Genomic DNA, 22,831 nt, shown 5'->3' with positions numbered 1-22,831 from the left:
ATGGCATTCGATGGATTATTTACAAGAGCAATTACACATGAAATTGCAAATTCTCTTTACACAGGAAGAATTTCCAAAATATATCAACCTTCAAAATACGAGATTTTATTACATATTCGAGCAAACGGAAAAAATCAAAAACTAATTCTTTCCGCTCATCCGACATATGCACGTTTACACTTAACAAATCAAAATTACGATTCACCTGCACTTCCGCCAATGTTTTGTATGCTTCTTCGTAAGCATTTAGAAGGTGGGTTCATTGAAAAAATTGAACAAATTGATTTAGAGCGCATTATTCAAATTACCGTTCGTAGCAGAAATGAAATTGGTGACGAATCGCTAAAAACATTAGTAATTGAAATAATGGGACGACATAGTAACATCATTTTAGTAGACACAAAAACAAACAATATTTTAGATAGCTTAAAACACGTTTCTTTAGCGGTAAACAGACATCGAACTGTATATGCTGGAGCGGAGTACATTGCACCACCAGCACAACATAAAATTAACCCACTCCAGATTGAAACAAATGATGAATTTATTAGACCGCTAGACTTTCTATCTGGAAACATGGATAAACAGCTTGTCGGCACCTTCACGGGAATTTCGCCGTTATTCGCAAAAGAAGTAGTGAAAAAAGCAGGTATGGTAAATGAAAAAGCATTAGCGGACGCATTTTTCTCCATACAAAAACCATTACTAACTCATACATATTCACCAACAATGACTACTTCAAATGGGAAAGAATTCTTTTATCTTTTCCCTCTTGCGCACTTAGCAGGAGAAGACAAGACATTCTCATCTGTTAGTGAATTGCTAGACCGTTTCTTTTTCGGAAAAGCAGAGCGCGACCGTGTAAAACAACAAGCTTATGATTTAGAGCGCTTTATGCAAAACGAAAAAAATAAAAATGAGAAGAAACTCATTAAACTAGAAAAAACATTACAAGATGCCGGAAAAGCAGATAAATATCAACTATTCGGAGAACTACTTACAGCCAATATGTACGCTTTGAAAAAAGGTGATAAAGATATTGAAGTCGTTAACTATTACGAAGAAAATGGCGGAACTGTAAAAATTACATTAGATCCTTTAAAAACACCATCTGACAATGCGCAACGCTATTTCCAAAAGTACCAAAAAGCGAAAAATTCAGTTGTTGTTGTAGAAGAACAAATCGAAAAAACAAATGAAGAAATTATTTATTTTGATAGCTTACTTCAACAAATGGAAGCTGCTTCTTCAAAAGATATTGAAGAAATTCGCGAGGAATTAGCTGAAGAAGGTTATATGCGCAATCGTAAAGCAAAAAATGCTAAGAAGAAACCAACTAAGCCGGTATTAGACAAATATTTAGCTAGTGACGGAACAGAAATTTTCGTCGGTAAAAACAACAAGCAAAATGATTATTTAACAACGAAGTTTGCCCGTCGTGATGAAATTTGGTTACATACGAAAGATATCCCTGGGTCTCATGTTGTCATTCGTTCTCTTGAACCTACCGAAGAAACTGTGTTAGAAGCTGCTAAAATCGCTGCCTATTTCAGTAAAGCAAAAGATTCTAGTTCTGTTCCTGTAGATTTCACCAAAATACGCCATGTCAAAAAACCGAGTGGTGCAAAACTTGGTTTTGTTACGTACGACAATCAGCAAACCGTATATGTAACACCTGATGCTGATACTGTAATGAAATTAAAAGCGTAAATAAAAAATGCGTTGCTTATAAGTAACGCATTTTTTATATTTTTTCAATTTAGTTCCTATATCCATTCAATAACTCAAAACATCATTCTCCCCTTCAATATTGTCAAAAAAATTGACAGTGTCATTTCACAGTTGTATAAATTTTTTTACAGCATGTAAATAAAGTGCAACTCCAATCAATATTTTTTCATCCCCCTGCTATTTTTTATCTCCCCTAAAATATATGTTGTTCCTACTATCTTTTCTCCAAATATATATTTTGGCACGCTATTTGCTTTATTCAATACTGTGAATAGGGGGAATTAACATGACTTTAAAAATTAATAAAATCCAAAATCAACTACAAAACTATGAAATTGACGGATTACTGATTACAAAAAAAGAAAATCGCCAATATGCAACAGGCTTTACAGGTAGTGCTGGCGTCGTCTTAATCTCTGCGGATAAAGCTGTTTTTATAACTGATTTTCGCTATGTAGATCAAGCAAAATCACAAATAAAAGATGCTGAAATTATTATGCATAAAGGAAATTTAGAAAAAGAAATTGCAAATCAAGTATCAAAATTAAACATTCAAAAACTCGGAATTGAAGAGAACAACATGACATTGCAACAATATAAAAACTTACAAAAATACGTACATGCGGAAATGGTTCAAGTGTGCGAAATCATCGAAAATATTCGTATTATTAAAGACATGCCTGAAATAGAAACAATGAAAATTGCAGCTAATATTGCTGACGAAGCATTTCACCACATCCTTACGTTTCTAAAACCAGGAATAAGTGAAAATGATGTACGAGATGAGTTAGAATTTTTCATGCGAAAAAAAGGAGCTACATCCTCTTCATTCCAAATCATTGTAGCTTCTGGCGTTCGTTCTTCACTTCCTCATGGAGTTGCATCAAATAAAATAATCGAACGAGGCGAAGTTGTTACATTAGATTTCGGTGCACTTTACGATGGATATTGTTCCGATATAACTCGTACTGTAGCAATCGGAGAACCATCAGAAGAATTCAAAAAGATATACAATGTTGTACGAGAAGCGTTAAAACGTGGGACGGAAGCAATTAAACCTGGAGAAACTGCGAAAAGTATCGATGATATAACGAGAGATTACATTACAGAACATGGATACGGTCAATATTTTGGACACTCTACTGGTCATGGTCTTGGGTTAGAAATACATGAACCTCTTCGTCTATCCCAAGAAAGTAAGGCTACTTTAGAAGAAGGTATGGTTGTTACCGTTGAACCTGGTATTTACATACCAAACTGGGGCGGTTGTAGAATTGAAGATGATATTGTCATTACAAAAGACGGATATGAAGTTATTACAAAATCAAATCGGGAACTAATTGTTATCCCTTGTTGAAATCATAGAAAAAAATGCCACCGAATAAGGTGGCATTTTCTTTTATTCATTAGCGAATAGCTTTTCATTTACTTTTTTAGCGACTACCGCTACCAACATTAAAATGCATATTAAATATATTGATTTCGCAATAAATAACCAGCCTTGAAACATTACAATTCCATCTATTATCTCATTTCCTTTCAATAACAAAAATAGAATCGTGCTTATTACAATGACAAACTCGATGCTGAAAACAATTTTCTTTTTTCGGCTATATGCCTTCCATTCTTTCCAGCGATACATAGGTGCAAAAATCAATACTCCTATACATAATATAACTGGTACCCATTCACTTTTAAGAAATTGCCCTGAAACAACTGATAATAGTAAACAAACGAGCACACCATAATAACCTATTTTCTCTCTCATTCGTACGCCCCCATTCTACTACTTCTTTAATATGTAACTTGCTATACTTATAACAATTTTCAGAAAAATAACTACTGAAATTACAATATAAAGACCCTTCGCAGATGACATCCATTCTTGAAAAATAGACATTTTCTCCATTTGCTTCTGCCCCTCTATTAAAATAATCCCTGCGACAAATGAACAAATAACAATAATGCCTATCATACATCCGATACTTTTCTTACTATATTGTTTCATATCATCCCAGTTATATAAAAGTATAAATACAAATCCGAAAACAGGTATAATACTGATCCATTCATTACTTGTAAACAGATTCAAAATGATTAATAGACTACAAGAAAGGATGAATCCCCAAAACCCAATTTTTTTGCGCATAAACCCTCCTCAAATTCCATTTTTAGGATTAATTGTATTGTAACATCCATTTTTACTTCTTACCATTACAGTACATGAAATTTCACTTTTTTTCTTTTTCCTATACTCACATACTTTTACTGCTTTCATACAATAAACTACACGAATGCCTAAAGGATGTGAATGTTATGGAAGTTGAATTAACGCTGTTGCATGCTCTCTATATTCTTTGTTTACTCACTATTATTACTTTTTTTATTCTCCGGAAAGATACGACGATTATTTGTATCGTTTTTATCTTTTTATTAGCATTAACTGCTACAAGTTCTATCCCTCTTGCCGTTAGCGGTATTTTTCAAAGTTTCATTTACGCTATTACTGAGCTATTACCAACTATATTAATCATCTCTATTATCGTATCAATGAGCAATCTACTCGTTCATACTGGCATAAATGATACGATGATTTCACCATTTACAAAGATGATTCGTACCCCTACCCTCGCCTACTGGATTATCGGCCTTTTAATGATGACAATTTCTTTCTTCTTTTGGCCTTCTCCAGCTGTCGCTTTAATGGGAGCTATTTTATTACCCGTGGCTGTACGCGTCGGCCTTCCGCCAATTGGAGTTGCCATTGCTATGAACTTGTTCGGACACGGCATCGCCTTATCTGGTGACTTCGTTATTCAAGGTGCACCGAAATTAACAGCGGATGCTGCTGGTCTTCCTGTTTCCAGCGTTGTTTCTGCCAGTGTTCCCCTCGTTATCGTTATGGGTATTGTGACAACTTCCGTCGCATTTTTCTTCTTACGAAAAGAATTCCATACAGGCTTATCTATACAAGAATCTATCCCATCAACTGAGTCTTCTAAAACGCTCACTTCATTATCTCCTCGGACAAAAAAATGGCTCGCTATTTGTATTCCGATCGTATATGCCATCGATATCCTTTGCATGATGCTATTTAAACTACAAGGAAGCGACGCAACTGCACTTATCGGCGGGACGACTGTTATTATAATTATCATTATTTCCCTCATCGCTTACAAAGGAAATGGACTGAATAAAACGACCGATTATTTTATAGAAGGGCTCCAATTTGGATTTAAAATTTTCGGCCCAGTTATTCCAATTGCTGCACTCTTTTATTTAGGAGATAGCGGTTTTGTAAAAATTATCGGAGACTATTTACCGAAAGGTTCACATGGAATCATTAACGACTTAGGGATCGCCTTATCTCAAACTGTTCCTTTAAACCAATATGTATCGGCGGGAACATTAACTATCGTTGGTGTCATAACAGGCTTAGATGGGTCTGGTTTTTCCGGTATATCACTTGCTGGTTCAATTGCCAATCTTTTCGGAACAGCACTTGGGCATGGAACAGCTACATTAACAGCACTCGGGCAAATTGCTGCAATCTGGACCGGAGGCGGGACTTTAATTCCTTGGGCGCTTATTCCTGCCGCTGCCATTTGTAAAGTGGATCCATTTGAACTTGCAAGACGAAATTTTTTACCGGTTGTGATTGGCTTAATTGTCACCACAATCGTTGCGATGTTTATCCTATAACATAAGCAAGTGTTCTCTTGCTTATGTTTTTTTATTGTAAAATTCATCATGAATTACTGGCTTTCAAAAGGAGTTATGTATATGTTAGCGAAATTATATTAAGAGAGTATTTATTCCAAAACGTTTACGAGAAACAGATTACTTCCATTAGAAAAGGGGACATAACTATGAATGAATTGATTTTCGTCTTATTAATTTGTCCATTACTTATCTTTATCGTTTCTGTTATTGGAACGCGCAAGACGAAAACGTATTACGTAATGCCGATTGTAACGTTTGCTAGTTTTTTAATAATAGGTGTTATCGCCTTTACTCCAAAATTTTTCTTTTGGGTTGGCATGTATAGCATTTTCTCATTTATTGTTTCTTATATGACGCTATTGTTTGTAAGAGGATATGAAGTTGCGGAAAACGCTAAATAATTATTAACAAGGATATTGTCATATGATTTTCTTTGATGTCGATGGAACTTCACATAAAATTTTAACAATACTATAAAAGACGACCGCGTTCCCCCGCGGTCGTCTTTTTCGTGTTACGCTGTGATCCAAGCTTCGTTTGCTGGATTTTTACGCCACTCTTGTAATTTTTTCGTTTCAGCTTGTCCGATCATACCTTTTTCTGCTGCTACTTCAGTTAATGCACTGTAATCGCTTAAAGAGTATGATGCTACGTTAGCTGCTTCTAGTTTTTCTTTTCCTGCTTCTAGCTCGTATGTGAAGATTGATACGATTCCTAATACTTCACATCCAGCTTCGCGAAGTGCTTCTACACATGTAATTGCACTACCGCCAGTTGAAATTAAGTCTTCTACTACTACTACTTTTTGACCTTTTTCAGCTTTTCCTTCAATTTGGTTCCCTTTACCGTGACCTTTTGCTTTACTACGTACGTAGCACATTGGTAAATCCATACGATCGCTTACCCATGCAGCGTGCGCAATACCAGCAGTTGCTGTTCCTGCAATAACTTCTACAGTTGGGAAGTGCTCTTTAATTAACTCTTCTAATCCAGCTGCAATCGCTTGACGTACTTTTGGATAAGATAAAGTTAAACGATTATCACAATAAATTGGTGATTTCATACCTGAAGACCAAGTGAATGGATCATTCGGTTGTAAAAATACTGCTCCAATTTCTAATAAACGCGATGCGATTTCTTTTTTCATACTGTTACACCTTCCCACTGTTGTTTTACTGTTTTATACGCTTCAAGCGGATTTCCCGCTTTTGTAATACTACGTCCAACTACGATGTAGCTTGAGCCAAGTTCCCTCGCACGTTTCGGTGTTGCTACGCGCACCTGGTCATTTACATCATCGCTTGCAAGACGAATCCCTGGTGTTACTGTTACAAATTCATTTCCGCATACTTCACGTAATTTCGGAACTTCAAGTGTTGAACAAACAACACCATCAAGTCCACTTTCTTTCGTTAGTTTTGCATAATGAGCAACCGCTTCTTCTAACGTTTTCTCAATGCCAATCTCTTTTTTCATCATAGCTTCCGAAGTGCTTGTTAGTTGTGTAACTGCAATACAAATCGGTCTCTCTTTTCCTTCTTGCTTACCTTCCTCTAATCCCTCAATCGCAGCTTTCATCATACTGCTTCCCCCAGCAGCATGAACATTTACCATATCAACATCTAGACTAGCTAGGCTACGCATAGCGCTTTTTACTGTATTCGGAATATCATGGAGTTTTAAATCTAGAAAAATCTTATGCCCTTTTTCTTTTAAGTACGTAATAATCGCAGGGCCTTCTTTGTAAAATAACTCCATACCCACTTTGACAAATAACTCTTCCCCTTCAAAGTGGTGTAAGAATTGTTCTACATCTTGTTTCTCTGGAAAATCTAGTGCAACGATTAACGACTGTGACATGTTTGCTTCCAGCTCCTTCCTTGACATTCCGAAATGTGATCAAATCCTAATTCATCTAGTAATGCTGGTAATTCTTCAATAATTGTCGGACATACGAACGGATCGATAAAGTTCGCTGTTCCAACTGCAACCGCGCTTGCGCCAGCATAGAAGAATTCAATTACATCTTCCGCAGTTTCAATACCACCCATTCCGATAATCGGAATGTTAACCGCTTGACTTACTTCATGTACCATACGAATTGCTACTGGCTTAATCGCAGGACCTGATAATCCGCCTGTACGGTTTGCTAAAATTGGTTTAGCTGTTTTTAAATCTAGACGCATACCAAGCAATGTATTAATCATCGTTAAACCGTCCGCACCCGCATTTTCAATTGCTTTTGCAATCTCCACAATGTTTGCCACGTTCGGTGACAATTTCACATATACCGGTACTTCAGAAACCTCTTTTACTCGCTTCGTTAAATCAGCAGCAATTTCAGGATTCGTACCAAAAGCGATACCACCCGTTTTTACGTTTGGACAAGAAATATTTAATTCTAGCGCATGAACATTAGGTGCCTTTGAAATTTCTTTCGCAACTGCTACATAATCCTCAGCTTGTGAGCCAGCAACATTCGCAATAATCGGAAGATCAAATTGCTCGAGAAAAGGTAATTCAGAATTCATTACCTTTTCTAATCCAGGATTTTGAAGCCCGATTGCATTTAGCATTCCGCCTGGTGTTTCCGCAACACGAGGCGTTGGGTTTCCGTAACGAGGCTGTTCTGTTGTCGCTTTAATCATAATTGATCCAAGTACACTTAAATCATAGAACTGTGCATACTCACGACCAAATCCGAAGCAACCAGATGCTGGGATGATTGGATTTTTTAATGATAACCCTGGTAATTCAACTTGCAATCTGTTCATAGTACAACCTCCCCGATTGGAAATACTGGTCCGTCGCTACACACCTTCTTGTAAGAATGTCCACTCGGATCTGCTTGTAAATGGCATACACATGCAAAACATGCTCCAATGCCACAGCCCATACGCTCTTCTAATGAAATGTAGGCTTTTCTCTCTTTATAGCGTCCTTCTAATGCACGAAGCATCGCTAAAGGTCCACATGAGTATAGAATGTCAAAGTCGATTCCATAGCTATCAATTACATCTGTTACAAAGCCTTCTGTACCATGCGTACCATCAACTGTTGCAACATACGTATCACCAAGCTCTGCGAATTTCTCTTCATAGAAGACAACATCTTTCGTTTGGAAACCTAAGATGTGAATAACGCGTACTCCCTTTGCTACAAGACGCTGTGACAATTCATATAGTGGTGGTACACCAATTCCCCCTCCAACTAATAGAGCCGTTTGTCCAGCTTCCGCTTCTTCTACAGGAAAACCATGTCCAAGTGGTCCTAACACATCTACAAGTTCGCCTTGTTTTCTTTTCGCTAATGTTTTTGTTCCTTGTCCTTCCGCACGATATAGCATTGTAAATTCGTTCTTGTCTTGATCGACATTACAAATACTAATTGGGCGGCGCAGAAGGGGCGTAATGCCCTCTGCTACCTTAATGTGTACAAACTGCCCTGGATCGTTCATTTGCTGCACTAGATCCCCTTGAAGCACTAATTCGTAAATGTTTTTTGCGATTTCTTTTTGGTTAACGACGATCATATTTTGCTTTTGCATCATGCATGTACCACCTCGTGACGCTTCGTTTGCGTAATTTCTTTCATTGAATGAGCTGAGAATGTCATAGATTCTAGTACTCGTAAGATTGCTCTCGTTGTATCAAGTGATGTTAAGCAAGCCACACCATTTTCTACTGATTCACGGCGAATGCGGAAACCATCACGCGCTGGTTGTTTGCCTTTTGTTAATGTATTGATTACAAACTGTGCTTTTCCTTGACGGATAATATCAAGTAAGTTGTATTCTTCAGAATCAATTTTATTTACAACTTGCACTGGAATGTTTTGCTCTGCTAACGATTGTGCTGTTCCAGCTGTTGCTAATAAGTTATAGCCGATTTCGTGGAAACGTTTTGCAATTTCCATTGCTTCTTCTTTATCTTTATCCGCTACAGTGATGATTACTGATCCGTGCGTTGGGATGTTAATTCCTGAAGCAACTAACCCTTTGTATAATGCTTTTTCAAGTGTTAAGTCTTTACCCATTACTTCCCCTGTTGATTTCATTTCAGGTCCTAATGTTGTATCAACTGAACGTAGCTTCGCAAATGAGAATACCGGTGCTTTTACATACACTTCTTTCTCTTCTGGGTGATAACCAGTTCCATATCCTTGTTCTACAAGATCTTGACCTAAAATAACTTTCGTTGCAACATTCGCCATCGGTACGCCTGTAATTTTACTTAAGAATGGTACTGTACGACTCGCACGTGGATTTACTTCAATTACATACACTTCATCTTTGAATACTACAAACTGAATGTTTAGTAATCCAACAATGTTTAAACCTTTTCCAAGTGCAATTGTATGTTCAATAATTTGTTCTTTCAGTTTTGCAGATAAGCTTTGCGGTGGATATACTCCGATTGAGTCACCAGAGTGAACTCCAGCGCGTTCAATATGTTCCATAATACCTGGAATGAATACATTCTCACCGTCTGAAATTGCATCTACTTCAATTTCTTTACCAACCATGTAACGATCGATTAATACTGGGTGATCTGCGTGAACTTTAACCGCATTTTTCATGTAGTGCAGCAGTTCTTCTTGACGATATACGATTTCCATCGCGCGTCCACCTAGTACGTAAGATGGTCTTACTAATACTGGGTAACCAATTTTGTCAGCGATTGCTACCGCTTGCTCTACAGTCGTTGCTGTTTTACCAACTGGTTGCGGAATACCAAGTTGTGTTAGAGCTGCTTCAAACTTATCACGATCTTCTGCACGGTCTAAATCTTCAAGTGATGTTCCTAAGATTTTCACACCGTGAGCCTCTAATTTAGCAGCTAAGTTAATTGCCGTTTGTCCACCGAATTGGACGATAACACCTTCTGGTTTTTCTAAATCGATAATGTGCATTACATCTTCGATTGTTAATGGTTCAAAGTATAATTTGTCAGAAATACTGAAGTCTGTTGAAACTGTTTCTGGATTGTTATTAACAATGATTGCCTCATATCCCGCTTCTTTAATTGCCCATACAGAGTGAACTGTTGCATAGTCAAACTCAACACCTTGACCGATACGGATTGGACCAGATCCTAGAACTACTACACTCTTACGATCTGTTCTAACTGATTCATTCTCGTCACCATATGTGCTGTAGTAGTATGGTGTTGCAGATTCAAACTCTGCCGCACAAGTATCTACCATTTTATAAACAGGAGTTATATTGCTTTCTTTACGCATATCGTAAATTTCACGCTCTGTTTTGTTCCAAGCATTGGCGATGTAATGGTCACTGAAGCCCATTTCTTTCGCTGATTGTAATACTTCCATATTTCCTACATTTGCTTTTACTTCGCGTTCCATGTTTACGATATTTTCAACTTTTTGTAAGAAGAAGAAGTCCATTTCACACCAATTGTTGATTTCTTCTTTCGTTACACCTTGACGAATTGCTTCTGCTACAATAAACAGTCGCTCATCATCAGCTTTTATAATGCGTTTTTTCATTGTCTCTTTATCAAGCTCTTTTAAATGCTCTAACTCTAAGTGATAAACACCAAGTTCTAAAGAACGAATCGCTTTTAATAATGATTGCTCTAAGTTACGTCCGATTGACATAACTTCACCAGTTGCCTTCATTTGTGTACCCAGTGTTCTGTTTGCTGATTCAAACTTATCAAATGGCCAGCGTGGAATTTTTGAAACAATATAGTCTAATGCTGGTTCGAAACAAGCATATGTTTTTTGTGTTACTGGATTTATAATTTCATCTAATGTTAAACCGACTGCAATTTTTGCCGCTAGCTTCGCAATTGGATATCCAGTTGCTTTAGATGCTAGTGCAGATGAACGACTTACACGCGGGTTTACTTCGATTACATAATATTGGAAGCTATGTGGATCAAGTGCAAGCTGAACGTTACATCCACCTTCAATTCCTAATGCACGAATAATTCGTAATGAAGTGTTTCGTAACATTTGATATTCACGGTCACTTAATGTTTGGCTCGGTGCTACAACGATAGAATCACCTGTGTGAACCCCAACTGGATCGATATTTTCCATGTTACATACTACAATCGCGTTATCATTTGAATCACGCATTACTTCATATTCAATTTCCTTACAACCAGCAATGCTCTTTTCTAATAAACATTGTGTTACCGGACTATGTTTTAATCCACCTGATACGATTTCAATTAGTTCTTCTTCATTACTACAGATTCCGCCACCTGTTCCCCCCATTGTAAATGCTGGGCGAACAATAACTGGATATCCAATTTCTTTTACAAATTCATGTGCTTCTTCTAGCGTATGAATAATGGTACTAGATGGAATTGGTTCATTTAATTCCTGCATTAAGGTACGGAATAAATCACGATCCTCCGCTTGCTCGATTGCTGATAATTTTGTTCCTAAAATTTCAACTCCGCACTCTTCAAGTATGCCTGATTTCGCAAGTTCAACAGCCATATTCAGGCCTGTTTGACCACCTAATGTTGGTAAGATTGCATCTGGACGTTCTTTACGAATGATACGGCTTACGAATTCTAGTGTTAATGGTTCTATATATACTTTATCTGCCGTTGCAGTATCTGTCATAATTGTTGCTGGGTTAGAGTTAACAAGGATTACTTTGTAACCTTCTTCTCTAAGAGATTGACAAGCTTGTGTACCAGAGTAGTCAAACTCTGCTGCTTGCCCAATTACAATTGGTCCTGATCCGATTACTAAAATTGTGTTAATGTCTAGGCGTTTTGGCATAACTCTTCCCCTTCTTTCTTGAAGTTTTCAATCATTGCTAAGAAATCTTCGAACAAATCGTTTGCATCTTCTGGTCCTGCAGAAGCTTCTGGATGGTATTGCACTGTAAATGCTGGGAACTTCGTATGACGAAGACCTTCTACTGTTCCATCATTTAAAGCAACATGTGTAATTTCAAGTTCTGTATTTTTAACTGATTCTTCTTCTACTGCGTAACCATGATTTTGAGATGTAATTGCTACTTTTCCAGTTGCAAGATGTTTTACCGGATGGTTTAAACCACGGTGACCGAATTTTAACTTACTTGTATTCGCACCAGATGCTAGAGCGAATAGTTGATGTCCTAAGCAAATTCCGAATAAAGGAACTTTACCGATAATGTCTTTTAACATTTCAATTGCTTCTGGTACATCTTTTGGATCTCCAGGTCCGTTACTTAACATAATTCCATCTGGGCTAAGACGTAAAATTTCTTCTGCTGTTGTATTGTAAGGTACTACAATTACATCACAGTCACGTTTATTTAATTCTCGTAAAATACCATGTTTCATTCCGAAGTCTACAAGTACAACTCGGTGTCCACGGCCTGGGCTTGGGTATGGATCTTTCGTTGATACGCGTTTCACGTGATCTGTAAATACTGTCGCTTTTAATTGGCTCACGATGTATTCTACATCTGCATCCATGTTACATAGACGTCCACGTAATGTACCGTATTGACGAATTTTTCTCGTTAATTTTCTTGTATCAATTCCTGCTAACCCTGGGATATTTCTTTCTTTTAAGTAATCATTTAACGAAATTTCATTACGGAAGTTTGATGGATGATCACAAATTTCGTTTACGATTAAACCATTTACAGATGGGTGAATTGATTCAAAATCGTCACGGTTGATGCCGTAGTTTCCGATTAATGGGTACGTGAATGTTACGATTTGACCGCAATATGATGGATCAGATAATGTTTCTTGATATCCAGTCATTCCTGTTGTAAATACAACCTCACCTGACTTTTCGATTTCTCCTCCGAAACCTTTTCCAATTAATACTGTTCCATCTTCTAAGATAAGTTGTCTTTTCATACTAATGCACTCTCCTTTTGCCATGCGATCTTACCACCAACGATTGTCATTACCGGCCATCCTTGGCATTTCCAACCTGCGAATGGTGTATTTTTTCCTTTTGATAAGAATGTTGTTGGGTCAATCTCTTCTTCTTGTTCTAAATCAATGATTGTAATATCAGCTGTTCTACCTTCTTTCAGGCGACCTGCTTCTAAGCCGAATGTATCAGCTGGTTTTTCTGTTAAGAATTGAATTAACTGCTCTAATGTAATAATTCCTTTTTTCACAAGGTTTGTGTATAGAAGTGGGAATGCTGTTTCAAAACCAGTAATTCCGAATGGTGCTCTTTCAATTCCTTGCGCTTTCTCTTCCGCTGTATGCGGTGCATGATCAGTTGCGATCATATCAATTGTTCCATCTAATAAACCTTCAATTAGTGCTGCGTGATCTTCTTTTCCACGAAGTGGCGGGTTCATTTTAAAGTTAGGATCAGCTGATGGGATATCATCTTCACATAACACTAAGTGATGAGGTGTTACTTCTGCTGTTACTTTAATTCCAGCGCGTTTCGCATCTCGAATTACGCGTACAGAACCTTTCGTACTTACGTGACATACGTGATAGTGACAATCTGCCGCTTCAGCAAGCAGTATATCCCTTGCAATATGTACAGATTCACATACTGATGGGATACCGTTTAATCCGTGTTTCTCAGAAAACTTCCCTTCATGTACACAACCTTTATTAATAAGAGTATTCTCTTCACAATGCGCAACTACTGCCATATTTAATTTCGCTGCACGCTTCATAGCAGCTAACATCATGCTAGCATCTTGTACGCCTACACCGTCATCAGTGAAAGCAAATGCTCCAAGTTCTTTTAATGTTTCGAAATCTGTCATTTCAGAACCAGCTTGGCGTACTGTAATTGCTCCGTATGGTAGTACGTTGACATGCGCTTTTTCTTTAATACGATTTTGCAAGTCTTCCATATGTTCTCTGCAATCTGGTACTGGGCGTGTATTTGGCATTGCACAAATTGTAGTGAACCCACCTTTTGCCGCTGCTAGTGTACCTGTTTCAATTGTTTCTTTATGTTCACCACCTGGTTCACGAAGATGTACGTGTACATCTACTAATCCAGGTGCGATTAACTTTCCGTTCACATCGATTACTTCAGCATTATCTGCCGTAATATTTTCTGCTACCTTAGCGATTTTACCGTCTTGTACGAGAAGATCTGTTGCTACGATTTTTCCTTCTTCATCCATATAACGACCATTTTTAAACAAGTAATTCATGTTTCATTCCTCCTAATACATTTGGTAAGGCGCGTTTTAGTACAGCCATTCTTACGTAAACTCCATTTTCCATTTGTTTAAATATGCGTGAACGCTCACACTCAACAAGTTCACTTGCAATTTCAACATCACGGTTTACAGGAGCTGGATGCATAATAATGCTTCCTTCTTTCATACGCTTTTCTCTTTCCACTGTTAATCCGTGTTTCTCATGATACTCTTTCATAATGTCTGTTTCATAATGATCATGACGCTCATGTTGTACACGAAGTAACATCATTACATCCACTTCTGGAACAAGTTCATCTAATGGTTTGTATGTTCCAAACGTGCTGTCTTCATCTTTCCACTCTTCTGGACTTGCAAAGTAAATTGTTGCACCCAGTTTCGTTAATGCTTCTGCATTAGAACGTGCTACTCGGCTATGACGAATATCTCCTACTATCGCAATCTTTAATCCTTCAAATCTTCCAAACTCTTGTTTAATTGTAAGAAGATCGAGTAGGCACTGCGTTGGATGGTTTCCACATCCATCTCCAGCGTTTAAGATTGGGATATTTACCTGTTCTTTTAGTTCATCGAAGTAGCGATCTTGCTCATGGCGGACGATCACCGCTTTTGTTCCGATTGATTCCAGTGTTCTTATCGTATCGTATAAAGTTTCTCCTTTTTGTACGCTTGATGCATCCGCTGAAAAGTTTAAAACTTCAAGTCCTAATCTCTTCTCAGCAACTTCAAAGCTAAATCTCGTTCTCGTACTATTCTCAAAGAACAAGTTCGCAACAAAAGTTTGCTCTGTCGTTTTGCTCTCTTTTCCATTCGCGAAATCTTCTGCGTCTTTTAGGATTTCTGAAATTTCTACTTCCGATAATTCACTCATCGTTAACAAATGGCTCATCGTCATCCCTCATCTTTCTGATTTTTATGTTACCACTTTTGTATTTTTATAACAACTTTTGTATAAAAATACCCTAGTCATTTGAGACTAGGGTGCAAGGAAGAAGCCACCCTTTCCGGTCTCACAGGACTGAATTAAAAGGTTATTATTATGAAGCAATCTGCTTAGATTGTTTTATTTGTTTCGTTTCTGGTAGTAGTAGATTTAATAGTACACCTACAATTGCTGCTAGTGCCATTCCTTCTACTTGGAACGATTCTCCTACGTGGAGTACCGCTCCACCAATACCGATTACTAGTATTACTGATGCAATCATTAAGTTTCGTTTGTCACTTAGGTCTGTTTTATCATCTACCATCATGCGTAATCCGCTTGATGCAATTACACCGAATAGTAAGATTGATACACCACCCATAACTGGTGTTGGGATCGAATGAATCAGTGCAGAAATCTTACCGATAAATCCGAACATGATTGCAAACACTGCTGAGCCGATGAATAAGTATACACTGTATGCTCTCGTAATTGCTAACACACCGATGTTTTCACCATACGTTGTATTCGGTGGTCCACCTATTAGTGATGCAATCAATGTTGCTATTCCATCACCGAAGATTGAGCGATGTAAACCTGGTTTTTCAATTAAATCTCTTTTAATAACATTTCCTAGTACAATTTGATGTCCGATATGTTCTGAAATTGTTACTAATGCTACTGGTACCATCAAGAGTACAATCTTCCACGAAAACTCCGGAGTATATGTTACAAATGGTACTGTGAAATCTGGTACAACAAACCATTTTGCCTCAGCTACCGGCTTTAAGTTTACTAGCCCTTGGAAGTAAGCAAAGATATATCCGCCGATAATGCCCAGTAACACTGGTATGATACTGAAAAACCCTCTTCCGAATATAGAGCAGATAATTGTAATTGCTAATGTTACTAATGCTACTGAAAAGTGTGTAAAGCTATATTTGCCATCCGCACCGTTCATCGCCATGTTAACTGCTGTATGTGCTAAAGCTAGACCGATTACCATTACGACTGGACCAACTACGATTGGCGGAAGTAATTTCATAATCCACTCTGATCCTGACTTCTTAATTCCGAGTGAGATTAAGATGTACACAAGTCCTGCAAACAAACCACCAAGCATTGCTGCTCCAGGTCCACCTGCTGTTTTCGCTGTTATAATCGGTGCGATAAAGGCGAATGATGATCCTAGATAGGCAGGTACTTGACCTTTCGTTATAAGAAGAAACGCTAGCGTTCCTAATCCACTTGATATTAATGCTACTGACGGATTCAATCCTGTTAAAAACGGAACAAGCACTGTTGATCCAAACATCGCGAACAAATGTTGTATACTTAAAAATAACCATTTTCCCGGTTTCGGTACTTCATTAATGTCTAACACTGGCTTTTGTTCCATTGTTACATCCTCCTTCAGTTTAAATCTTTGCAATAAAAAAACTCTTTGTGCCTGTGCACAAAGAGTCCTACACTTTCGTATGCCAAATTTGACATATGAAAGCCAAGACCCTTTGGCAGCCTCACAGGACTACATTTAAAAGGGCTTTACTTATCGTATATGCTTACTCGATCTTGTTGATCTGTCTCTTGCAAATCAACTTCGATACGCTCTTCACTTGATGTTGGAATGTTCTTTCCTACATAATCAGCGCGAATTGGTAGTTCACGATGACCTCTATCAACAAGAACCGCCAGTTGGATTTGTGATGGTCTACCTAAATCCATAAGAGCATCCATTGCTGCTCGAACTGTTCTTCCTGTATATAATACATCATCCACAAGGATAACTTTTTTCTTCGTAATATCTACAGGGATATCAGAACCTTTTACAAGTGGTTCTTCATTTTTCGATTGTAGTGTTAGATCATCACGATATAACGTAATATCTAGCTCTCCAACTTCCATTTCTTTTCCTTCAATTTGACCAATTCGTTCTGCCAAACGTTGTGCAATAAAAATTCCACGAGTTTTAATTCCAACAAGAACACAATTATCGACACCTTTATTTCGTTCCACGATTTCATGACTAATTCGTGTTAAAGCGCGGCGAATCATTTGGTCATCTAAAACGACAGCTTTCTCTTGCATGCTCTACACCTCCAAGCTTTTTTCTTGCGTGAGAGTAATGATATAAAAAAAGTCCTCTCAGCGTGTGCGAGAGGACTTTTGAAAAAAGGGTACAGCATACCCTATGTATTTCAAACCGTTACCTTCTCAACCTCACGGGGCTGTGTTAAAGGATCATTATTTAACTGTTGTCAGTATCTCAGTTTTCTTATGATTTGTCAATACTATTTCCGTAAAATATTTAATGCGTCTTCAAACACTTCTGGAATCGGTGCCTCAAACTGAATATATTCACCAGTACGAGGATGGTCAAACCCTAAAATACCTGCGTGAAGTGCTTGTCCATTCATGTCTAATGTTTTCTTCGGACCATACTTCGGATCTCCTGCAAGTGGATAGCCAATATATTTCATATGAACACGAATTTGGTGCGTACGTCCCGTTTCTAAGCGACATTCTACAAGTGTAAAATCTTTAAAGCGTTCTAACACCTGGAAGTGTGTAACAGCATTCTTACCATTTTCATCAACTGTCATGCTTTGACGTTCTTTCTTATCGCGACCAATTGGCGCATCGATCGTTCCTTTATCATGCGGAATCACACCGTGTACAATCGCTTTGTAACGTCTTGTTACTGTTTTTGCTACAAGTTGATTTACAAGTGACTCATGCGCCACATCATTTTTAGCAACCATTAATAGTCCAGATGTATCTTTATCAATACGATGCACAATACCAGGACGCATTACACCGTTAATACCTGACAGGTCTGTACAATGGTGCATAAGTCCGTTTACAAGCGTACCGCTTGTATGCCCTGGAGCTGGATGTACAACCATACCACGTGGCTTATTTACAACGAGTACATCTGCATCTTCATAATAAATTTCTAAGCCCATATCTTCTGCTTGGATATCTAACTCTTCTGGATCAGGAATCGTTACTGTAATTTCATCATTTTCTTTAACTTTATAATTCACTTTTACCGATTTTCCATTAACTGTAACGACATCATCTTTAATCCATTGTTGTACTTGTGAACGTGACCATTCACTGTTTATTTCTGCAACGAATTTATCAATTCGCTCACTTTTTTGTTCTTCTGCAACTGTTACTTGTACTACTTCACTCATTCAATTACTCCTTCGTTTTCTTGCCTTCTAATAATGTTTGAATAATAATTAATACAACACCAATACATAATGCTGAATCAGCTATATTGAATACTGGATAGTTGTACGAGAAAATATACACGTGAATGAAATCCACTACTTCTTGTCTAAATACACGATCAATGAAATTACCAATTGCTCCGCCTAATATTAGACCTAATGAAATCCCTAGAAGTTTGTCTGTTTTCGCATATTTTTGCATATAAATTACGATAAATACTACAAAAACGACTGTAATAATGTAGAAAAACCACATTTTATTTTCCAAAATCCCCCAGGCAGCTCCTCTATTTCGATGTGATGTTATGTATAATACATTATCGATAATCGGAATGCTCGTACCCAATTCCATGTTCTTTACAATTAGCCATTTCGATATTTGATCGATGGCAATGACAAATAACGCTATTACATAATATATCATTTTCATTTCCCCCACAAAGACAGTGTACCTCAAAATTTTAGCATAGCTGCAACCTTTTCACAATGAACCTTTATAGAAGAATAAAATAAATTAAAAAAAGGTAATATAATATCGTTGTGCGCATTCATACATTTACTTTTTCATAGAAAAATTCATGAATGGTACGGGCAGTCGGCATCGTCTTCATTTGTTTTACCGAAATTGCTCTCCCCGTTTCTTCACAAATACCATACATATCTATTTCCATTTTAAATAATGCACGTTCTACATCTTTTAAGTCCTCTTTTATATCATGTAATAGGAGTTTTTTCTTTATCTCTTCCTTAATTTCATATCCAAGCTCTTCGCTAAACTCTGTATCATATTTATGCATGACCTCTTTAGCTAGCCTCTCTTGTAACTCTTTTCGCATCAATTGCAATTCTTCTTTGATTTCCATATACATTTCATTCACGTGTACATTCCTCCCAGCTGCAATGTACGATTAGTGTGTCCGAAATTTCTATGCTTACCTCACACACATTTTTCCTTCATAGGAAAGAGAGTGAAAGTTATTTTAATATATCATCAACAAAAAAACTGACTGTACTTACGCACAGTCAGTTTTTTTATTATTTTACATAGTTTTCTTTAACAACTGTTGCACAACGCTCACATAATGTTTCATGTTCAGCGTCTTTACCAATTGTTTCTGAAACTACCCAACAACGTTCACATGTTTCACCAGTTGCTTGAGCAACAACAACCGCTGTATGCTCATACTTCGGCGCATCTGCTGGCGCTTCTTCCATCATACCACCAAGTTTATACTCAGAAACGATGAATAATTGCTTTAAGTCTTCGCTAATAGACTCTAACATAGTTTTCATTTCTACAGTCGGATATAGCGTAATACTTGCATTTAATGACTTACCGATTACTTTCTCATTACGAGCTACTTCTAACGCTTTTAATACGTCATCACGCAGCGTCATAAATGCATCCCATTTTGTTTTTAATGCTTCCGCACCATCTAATTGTACAGCTTCTGGCATATTAGTTAATTGTACACTTTCTTCTGTTACACCCGGAATGTATGGCCATACTTCATCAGCTGTATGCGGTAAGATTGGTGTTACAAGTTTCGTCAATGCAACAAGAACATCGTATAATACAGTTTGAATTGCACGACGATCTTCATGGTTTGCACCTTCAATGTATAAAATGTCTTTTGCAAAGTCTAAGTAGAATGAACTTAAATCAATTGTACAGAAGTTATGAATTGCATGATACACAGCAGCGAAGTCGTATGTTTCATATGCTTCTTTTACTTTTGTAATTAAGTCATTTAATTTCACTAACATGTAACGATCTACTTCACGAAGTTCAGCTACAGCTACTGTATTTTCACTTGGCTTAAAGTCATCTAAGTTTCCTAATAAGAAACGGAATGTGTTACGGATTTTACGATACACTTCTGCTACTTGTTTTAAAATATCATCTGAAATACGTACATCAGATTGATAGTCAACAGAAGATACCCATAAGCGTAAAATATCTCCACCTAATTGATCCATAATTTTCTTCGGTACGACGATGTTTCCAATCGACTTACTCATTTTACGTCCTTCACCATCTAATACGAAACCATGGCTTAGTACGCCTTTATATGGAGCTTTACCTGTTACAGCAACTGCTGTTGATAATGAAGAGTTAAACCAACCACGATACTGGTCAGATCCTTCTAAATATAAATCAGCTGGACGTTGTAAGTCTTCGCGCTCTTCTAATACTGCTTGGTGAGAAGAACCTGAATCGAACCATACATCCATGATGTCTGTTTCTTTACGGAATTCACCATTTGGGCTACCTGTATGTGTAAATCCTTCTGGTAATAGATCTTTCGCTTCACGCTCAAACCATACGTTAGAACCGTGCTCACGGAATAAATCTGCTACATGGTTAATTGTTTCATCTGTAATAATTGGATCACCATTCTCTGCATAGAATACAGGGATTGGCACACCCCATGCACGCTGACGAGAAATACACCAGTCACCACGGTCACGAACCATATTATGAAGACGAGTTTCTCCCCATGCTGGTACCCATTTTGTTTCCGCAACAGCTTCTAATAATTCTTTACGGAACGCTTCAATAGATGCAAACCACTGTGCTGTCGCACGGAAAATAATTGGTTTTTTCGTTCTCCAATCATGTGGGTATGAATGCGTAATGAATGTTAGCTTCAGTAACGCGCCTACTTCTTCTAATTTTTCTGTAATTGGCTTGTTAGCTTTATCATAGAATAAGCCTTCAAATCCAGGTGCTTCATTTGTTAATACACCTTTATCATCCACTGGGCAAAGTACTTCTAATCCATACTTTTTACCAACAACGAAGTCATCTTCCCCATGTCCTGGTGCTGTATGAACACAACCTGTACCTGCATCTGTTGTTACGTGATCTCCTAGCATAACTAATGAATCACGATCGTAGAATGGATGTTTTGCAACTGTATACTCAAGTTCGCTACCTTTTACCGTTTTCACAACTTCAGCATTTTCCCACTCTAACGTTTTTGCAACTGTCTCAAATAGTTCAGAAGCAATAATATATTTTTCATCATTTACTTTTACAATAGCGTATTCAAGTTCTGGGTGAACAGAAATACCTAAGTTTGCAGGTAACGTCCAAGGTGTTGTTGTCCAGATAATGAATTTCTCATCACCTTCTAATACGTTCTTTCCGTCTTTTACAGGGAATGCTACGTAAATAGATGCTGATTTTTTATCTTGGTATTCAATTTCAGCTTCTGCTAAAGCTGATTCACTCGTTGGAGACCAGTAAACTGGTTTCTGCCCTTTATAGATATAACCTTTTTTCGCCATATCACCGAACACTTTAATTTGTTGCGCTTCATAAGCCGGCTCTAAAGTAATATATGGGTTATCCCAATCTGCACGTACACCTAAACGCTTAAATTGTTCACGTTGACGTTCTACTTGTTCATATGCATACTCTGCACATAACTTACGGAACTCAGCAACTGTCATTTCTTTACGCTTTACACCTTTATTTGTTAAAGCTTGCTCAATTGGTAAACCGTGTGTATCCCAACCCGGTACATATGGTGCGCAGTAACCAGTCATTGATTTATAACGAACAATAAAGTCTTTTAACACTTTATTTAATGCATGTCCCATATGAATGTCACCATTCGCATATGGAGGTCCATCATGCAGTACAAATAAAGGACGACCTTTCGTATGTTCTTGTACCTTTTCATAAATATTCATTTCAGCCCACTGTTCTTGCATTGCAGGCTCACGTTTTGGTAAATTCCCACGCATTGGGAACTCTGTTTTTGGCATTAGTAATGTATTTTTGTACTCCATGCTCAATTCCTCCTTACATGTATAAAAGAAACACTTAAAAAACGGAATAAAAAAGAGACCTTCTCATCCCAAAAAGGGACGAGAAAGTCTCCCGCGGTACCACCCTAGTAGATCCTATACGTATGTATACAATCCTCTTTATATTCTTAACGCGAATATACGCCTACGCTTACTCTATTTGTTCAGCGCGGAACTCCAGGGTGATATTCCCATTATCTCCTTATCCTGAGCTTACACCATCCTCAGTTCGCTATATAAGGTATGAAAAAGGTACTT

The 22,831-nt window shown here is 37.6% G+C and carries 20 protein-coding genes and 1 other annotated feature (1 of these 21 cut by a window edge); of the genes, 4 read left to right on the top strand and 16 right to left on the bottom strand.

Annotation, left to right across the window (positions count from 1 at the left end; genetic code table 11):
* Both QCI46_RS07985 and QCI46_RS07980 read left to right on the top strand, forming a co-directional pair.
* Positions 1 to 1,710 (top strand): Rqc2 family fibronectin-binding protein, encoded by a 1,710-nt coding sequence (locus QCI46_RS07985; protein ID WP_353839894.1) that lies wholly within the window; start codon positions 1 to 3, stop codon positions 1,708 to 1,710.
* 307 nt (positions 1,711 to 2,017) lie between these two features.
* Positions 2,018 to 3,088 (top strand): M24 family metallopeptidase, encoded by a 1,071-nt coding sequence (locus tag QCI46_RS07980; RefSeq protein ID WP_353839893.1) that lies wholly within the window; start codon positions 2,018 to 2,020, stop codon positions 3,086 to 3,088.
* 42 nt (positions 3,089 to 3,130) lie between these two features.
* Here the strand turns inward: QCI46_RS07980 and QCI46_RS07975 are convergent, their stop codons facing one another.
* A complete protein-coding gene (locus tag QCI46_RS07975; protein WP_353839892.1) occupies positions 3,131 to 3,499 on the bottom strand; it encodes a YoqO family protein in 369 nt (122 codons plus the stop codon).
* A gap of 18 nt (positions 3,500 to 3,517) precedes the next feature.
* Entirely contained in the window at positions 3,518 to 3,880 is a 363-nt protein-coding gene (locus tag QCI46_RS07970) for a YoqO family protein (protein WP_353839891.1), read from the bottom strand.
* A gap of 167 nt (positions 3,881 to 4,047) precedes the next feature.
* On the opposite strand from QCI46_RS07970, the gene QCI46_RS07965 reads away from it, so the two are divergent.
* Both QCI46_RS07965 and QCI46_RS07960 read left to right on the top strand, forming a co-directional pair.
* Positions 4,048 to 5,433: a hypothetical protein gene (locus tag QCI46_RS07965; RefSeq protein ID WP_353839890.1), complete on the top strand. Its 1,386-nt coding sequence runs from the start codon at positions 4,048 to 4,050 to the stop codon at positions 5,431 to 5,433.
* Between the two features lie 167 nt (positions 5,434 to 5,600).
* Complete coding sequence (locus QCI46_RS07960) at positions 5,601 to 5,855, top strand: YbeF family protein (protein ID WP_001003934.1); 255 nt, start codon at positions 5,601 to 5,603, stop codon at positions 5,853 to 5,855.
* 113 nt (positions 5,856 to 5,968) lie between these two features.
* Here the strand turns inward: QCI46_RS07960 and pyrE are convergent, their stop codons facing one another.
* The 14 genes from pyrE to ileS2 all read right to left on the bottom strand — a co-directional run bounded on the left by pyrE (position 5,969) and on the right by ileS2 (position 22,555).
* Positions 5,969 to 6,601 (bottom strand): orotate phosphoribosyltransferase, encoded by a 633-nt coding sequence (gene pyrE / locus QCI46_RS07955; protein WP_353839889.1) that lies wholly within the window; start codon positions 6,599 to 6,601, stop codon positions 5,969 to 5,971.
* Positions 6,598 to 7,314, bottom strand: coding sequence for an orotidine-5'-phosphate decarboxylase (pyrF, locus tag QCI46_RS07950; RefSeq protein ID WP_353839888.1), 717 nt, complete (start codon positions 7,312 to 7,314; stop codon positions 6,598 to 6,600). The genes pyrE and pyrF overlap by 4 nt, the downstream gene beginning before the upstream one ends.
* A complete protein-coding gene (gene pyrD, locus QCI46_RS07945) occupies positions 7,299 to 8,228 on the bottom strand; it encodes a dihydroorotate oxidase B catalytic subunit (protein ID WP_001081053.1) in 930 nt (309 codons plus the stop codon). Before pyrD ends, pyrF begins: the two co-directional genes overlap by 16 nt.
* Complete coding sequence (pyrK, locus tag QCI46_RS07940; RefSeq protein ID WP_000983346.1) at positions 8,225 to 9,004, bottom strand: dihydroorotate oxidase B electron transfer subunit; 780 nt, start codon at positions 9,002 to 9,004, stop codon at positions 8,225 to 8,227. The genes pyrD and pyrK overlap by 4 nt, the downstream gene beginning before the upstream one ends.
* Positions 9,001 to 12,219, bottom strand: a complete 3,219-nt coding sequence (carB, locus tag QCI46_RS07935; RefSeq protein WP_353839887.1) for a carbamoyl-phosphate synthase large subunit — start codon at positions 12,217 to 12,219, stop codon at positions 9,001 to 9,003. Before carB ends, pyrK begins: the two co-directional genes overlap by 4 nt.
* Positions 12,204 to 13,301, bottom strand: coding sequence for a carbamoyl phosphate synthase small subunit (locus QCI46_RS07930; protein ID WP_000828668.1), 1,098 nt, complete (start codon positions 13,299 to 13,301; stop codon positions 12,204 to 12,206). Before QCI46_RS07930 ends, carB begins: the two co-directional genes overlap by 16 nt.
* The gene (gene pyrC, locus QCI46_RS07925) at positions 13,298 to 14,584 is read right to left on the bottom strand and encodes a dihydroorotase (RefSeq protein ID WP_353839886.1); all 1,287 of its coding nucleotides are present in this window, start codon (positions 14,582 to 14,584) and stop codon (positions 13,298 to 13,300) included. The genes QCI46_RS07930 and pyrC overlap by 4 nt, the downstream gene beginning before the upstream one ends.
* Positions 14,568 to 15,482: an aspartate carbamoyltransferase gene (gene pyrB / locus QCI46_RS07920; RefSeq protein WP_048546070.1), complete on the bottom strand. Its 915-nt coding sequence runs from the start codon at positions 15,480 to 15,482 to the stop codon at positions 14,568 to 14,570. Before pyrB ends, pyrC begins: the two co-directional genes overlap by 17 nt.
* 148 nt (positions 15,483 to 15,630) lie before the next feature.
* Positions 15,631 to 16,914 (bottom strand): uracil permease, encoded by a 1,284-nt coding sequence (uraA, locus tag QCI46_RS07915; protein WP_353839885.1) that lies wholly within the window; start codon positions 16,912 to 16,914, stop codon positions 15,631 to 15,633.
* Between the two features lie 146 nt (positions 16,915 to 17,060).
* Entirely contained in the window at positions 17,061 to 17,603 is a 543-nt protein-coding gene (gene pyrR / locus QCI46_RS07910; protein WP_001156490.1) for a bifunctional pyrimidine operon transcriptional regulator/uracil phosphoribosyltransferase, read from the bottom strand.
* A gap of 203 nt (positions 17,604 to 17,806) precedes the next feature.
* Positions 17,807 to 18,715 (bottom strand): RluA family pseudouridine synthase, encoded by a 909-nt coding sequence (locus QCI46_RS07905; RefSeq protein WP_000005846.1) that lies wholly within the window; start codon positions 18,713 to 18,715, stop codon positions 17,807 to 17,809.
* Between the two features lie 4 nt (positions 18,716 to 18,719).
* Positions 18,720 to 19,178 (bottom strand): lipoprotein signal peptidase LspA, encoded by a 459-nt coding sequence (lspA, locus tag QCI46_RS07900; RefSeq protein ID WP_000642186.1) that lies wholly within the window; start codon positions 19,176 to 19,178, stop codon positions 18,720 to 18,722.
* Between the two features lie 124 nt (positions 19,179 to 19,302).
* Entirely contained in the window at positions 19,303 to 19,632 is a 330-nt protein-coding gene (locus tag QCI46_RS07895) for a TraR/DksA C4-type zinc finger protein (protein ID WP_001004658.1), read from the bottom strand.
* A gap of 157 nt (positions 19,633 to 19,789) precedes the next feature.
* The gene (gene ileS2, locus QCI46_RS07890; protein ID WP_000455964.1) at positions 19,790 to 22,555 is read right to left on the bottom strand and encodes an isoleucine--tRNA ligase; all 2,766 of its coding nucleotides are present in this window, start codon (positions 22,553 to 22,555) and stop codon (positions 19,790 to 19,792) included.
* A gap of 71 nt (positions 22,556 to 22,626) precedes the next feature.
* Positions 22,627 to 22,831, bottom strand: a binding site (T-box leader); it runs 20 nt beyond the window's last position.

This window comes from Bacillus cereus group sp. RP32 (assembly GCF_040459735.1).
Classification (GTDB): domain Bacteria; phylum Bacillota; class Bacilli; order Bacillales; family Bacillaceae_G; genus Bacillus_A; species Bacillus_A wiedmannii.
This window is presented reverse-complemented; position numbering and strand designations above follow the sequence as displayed.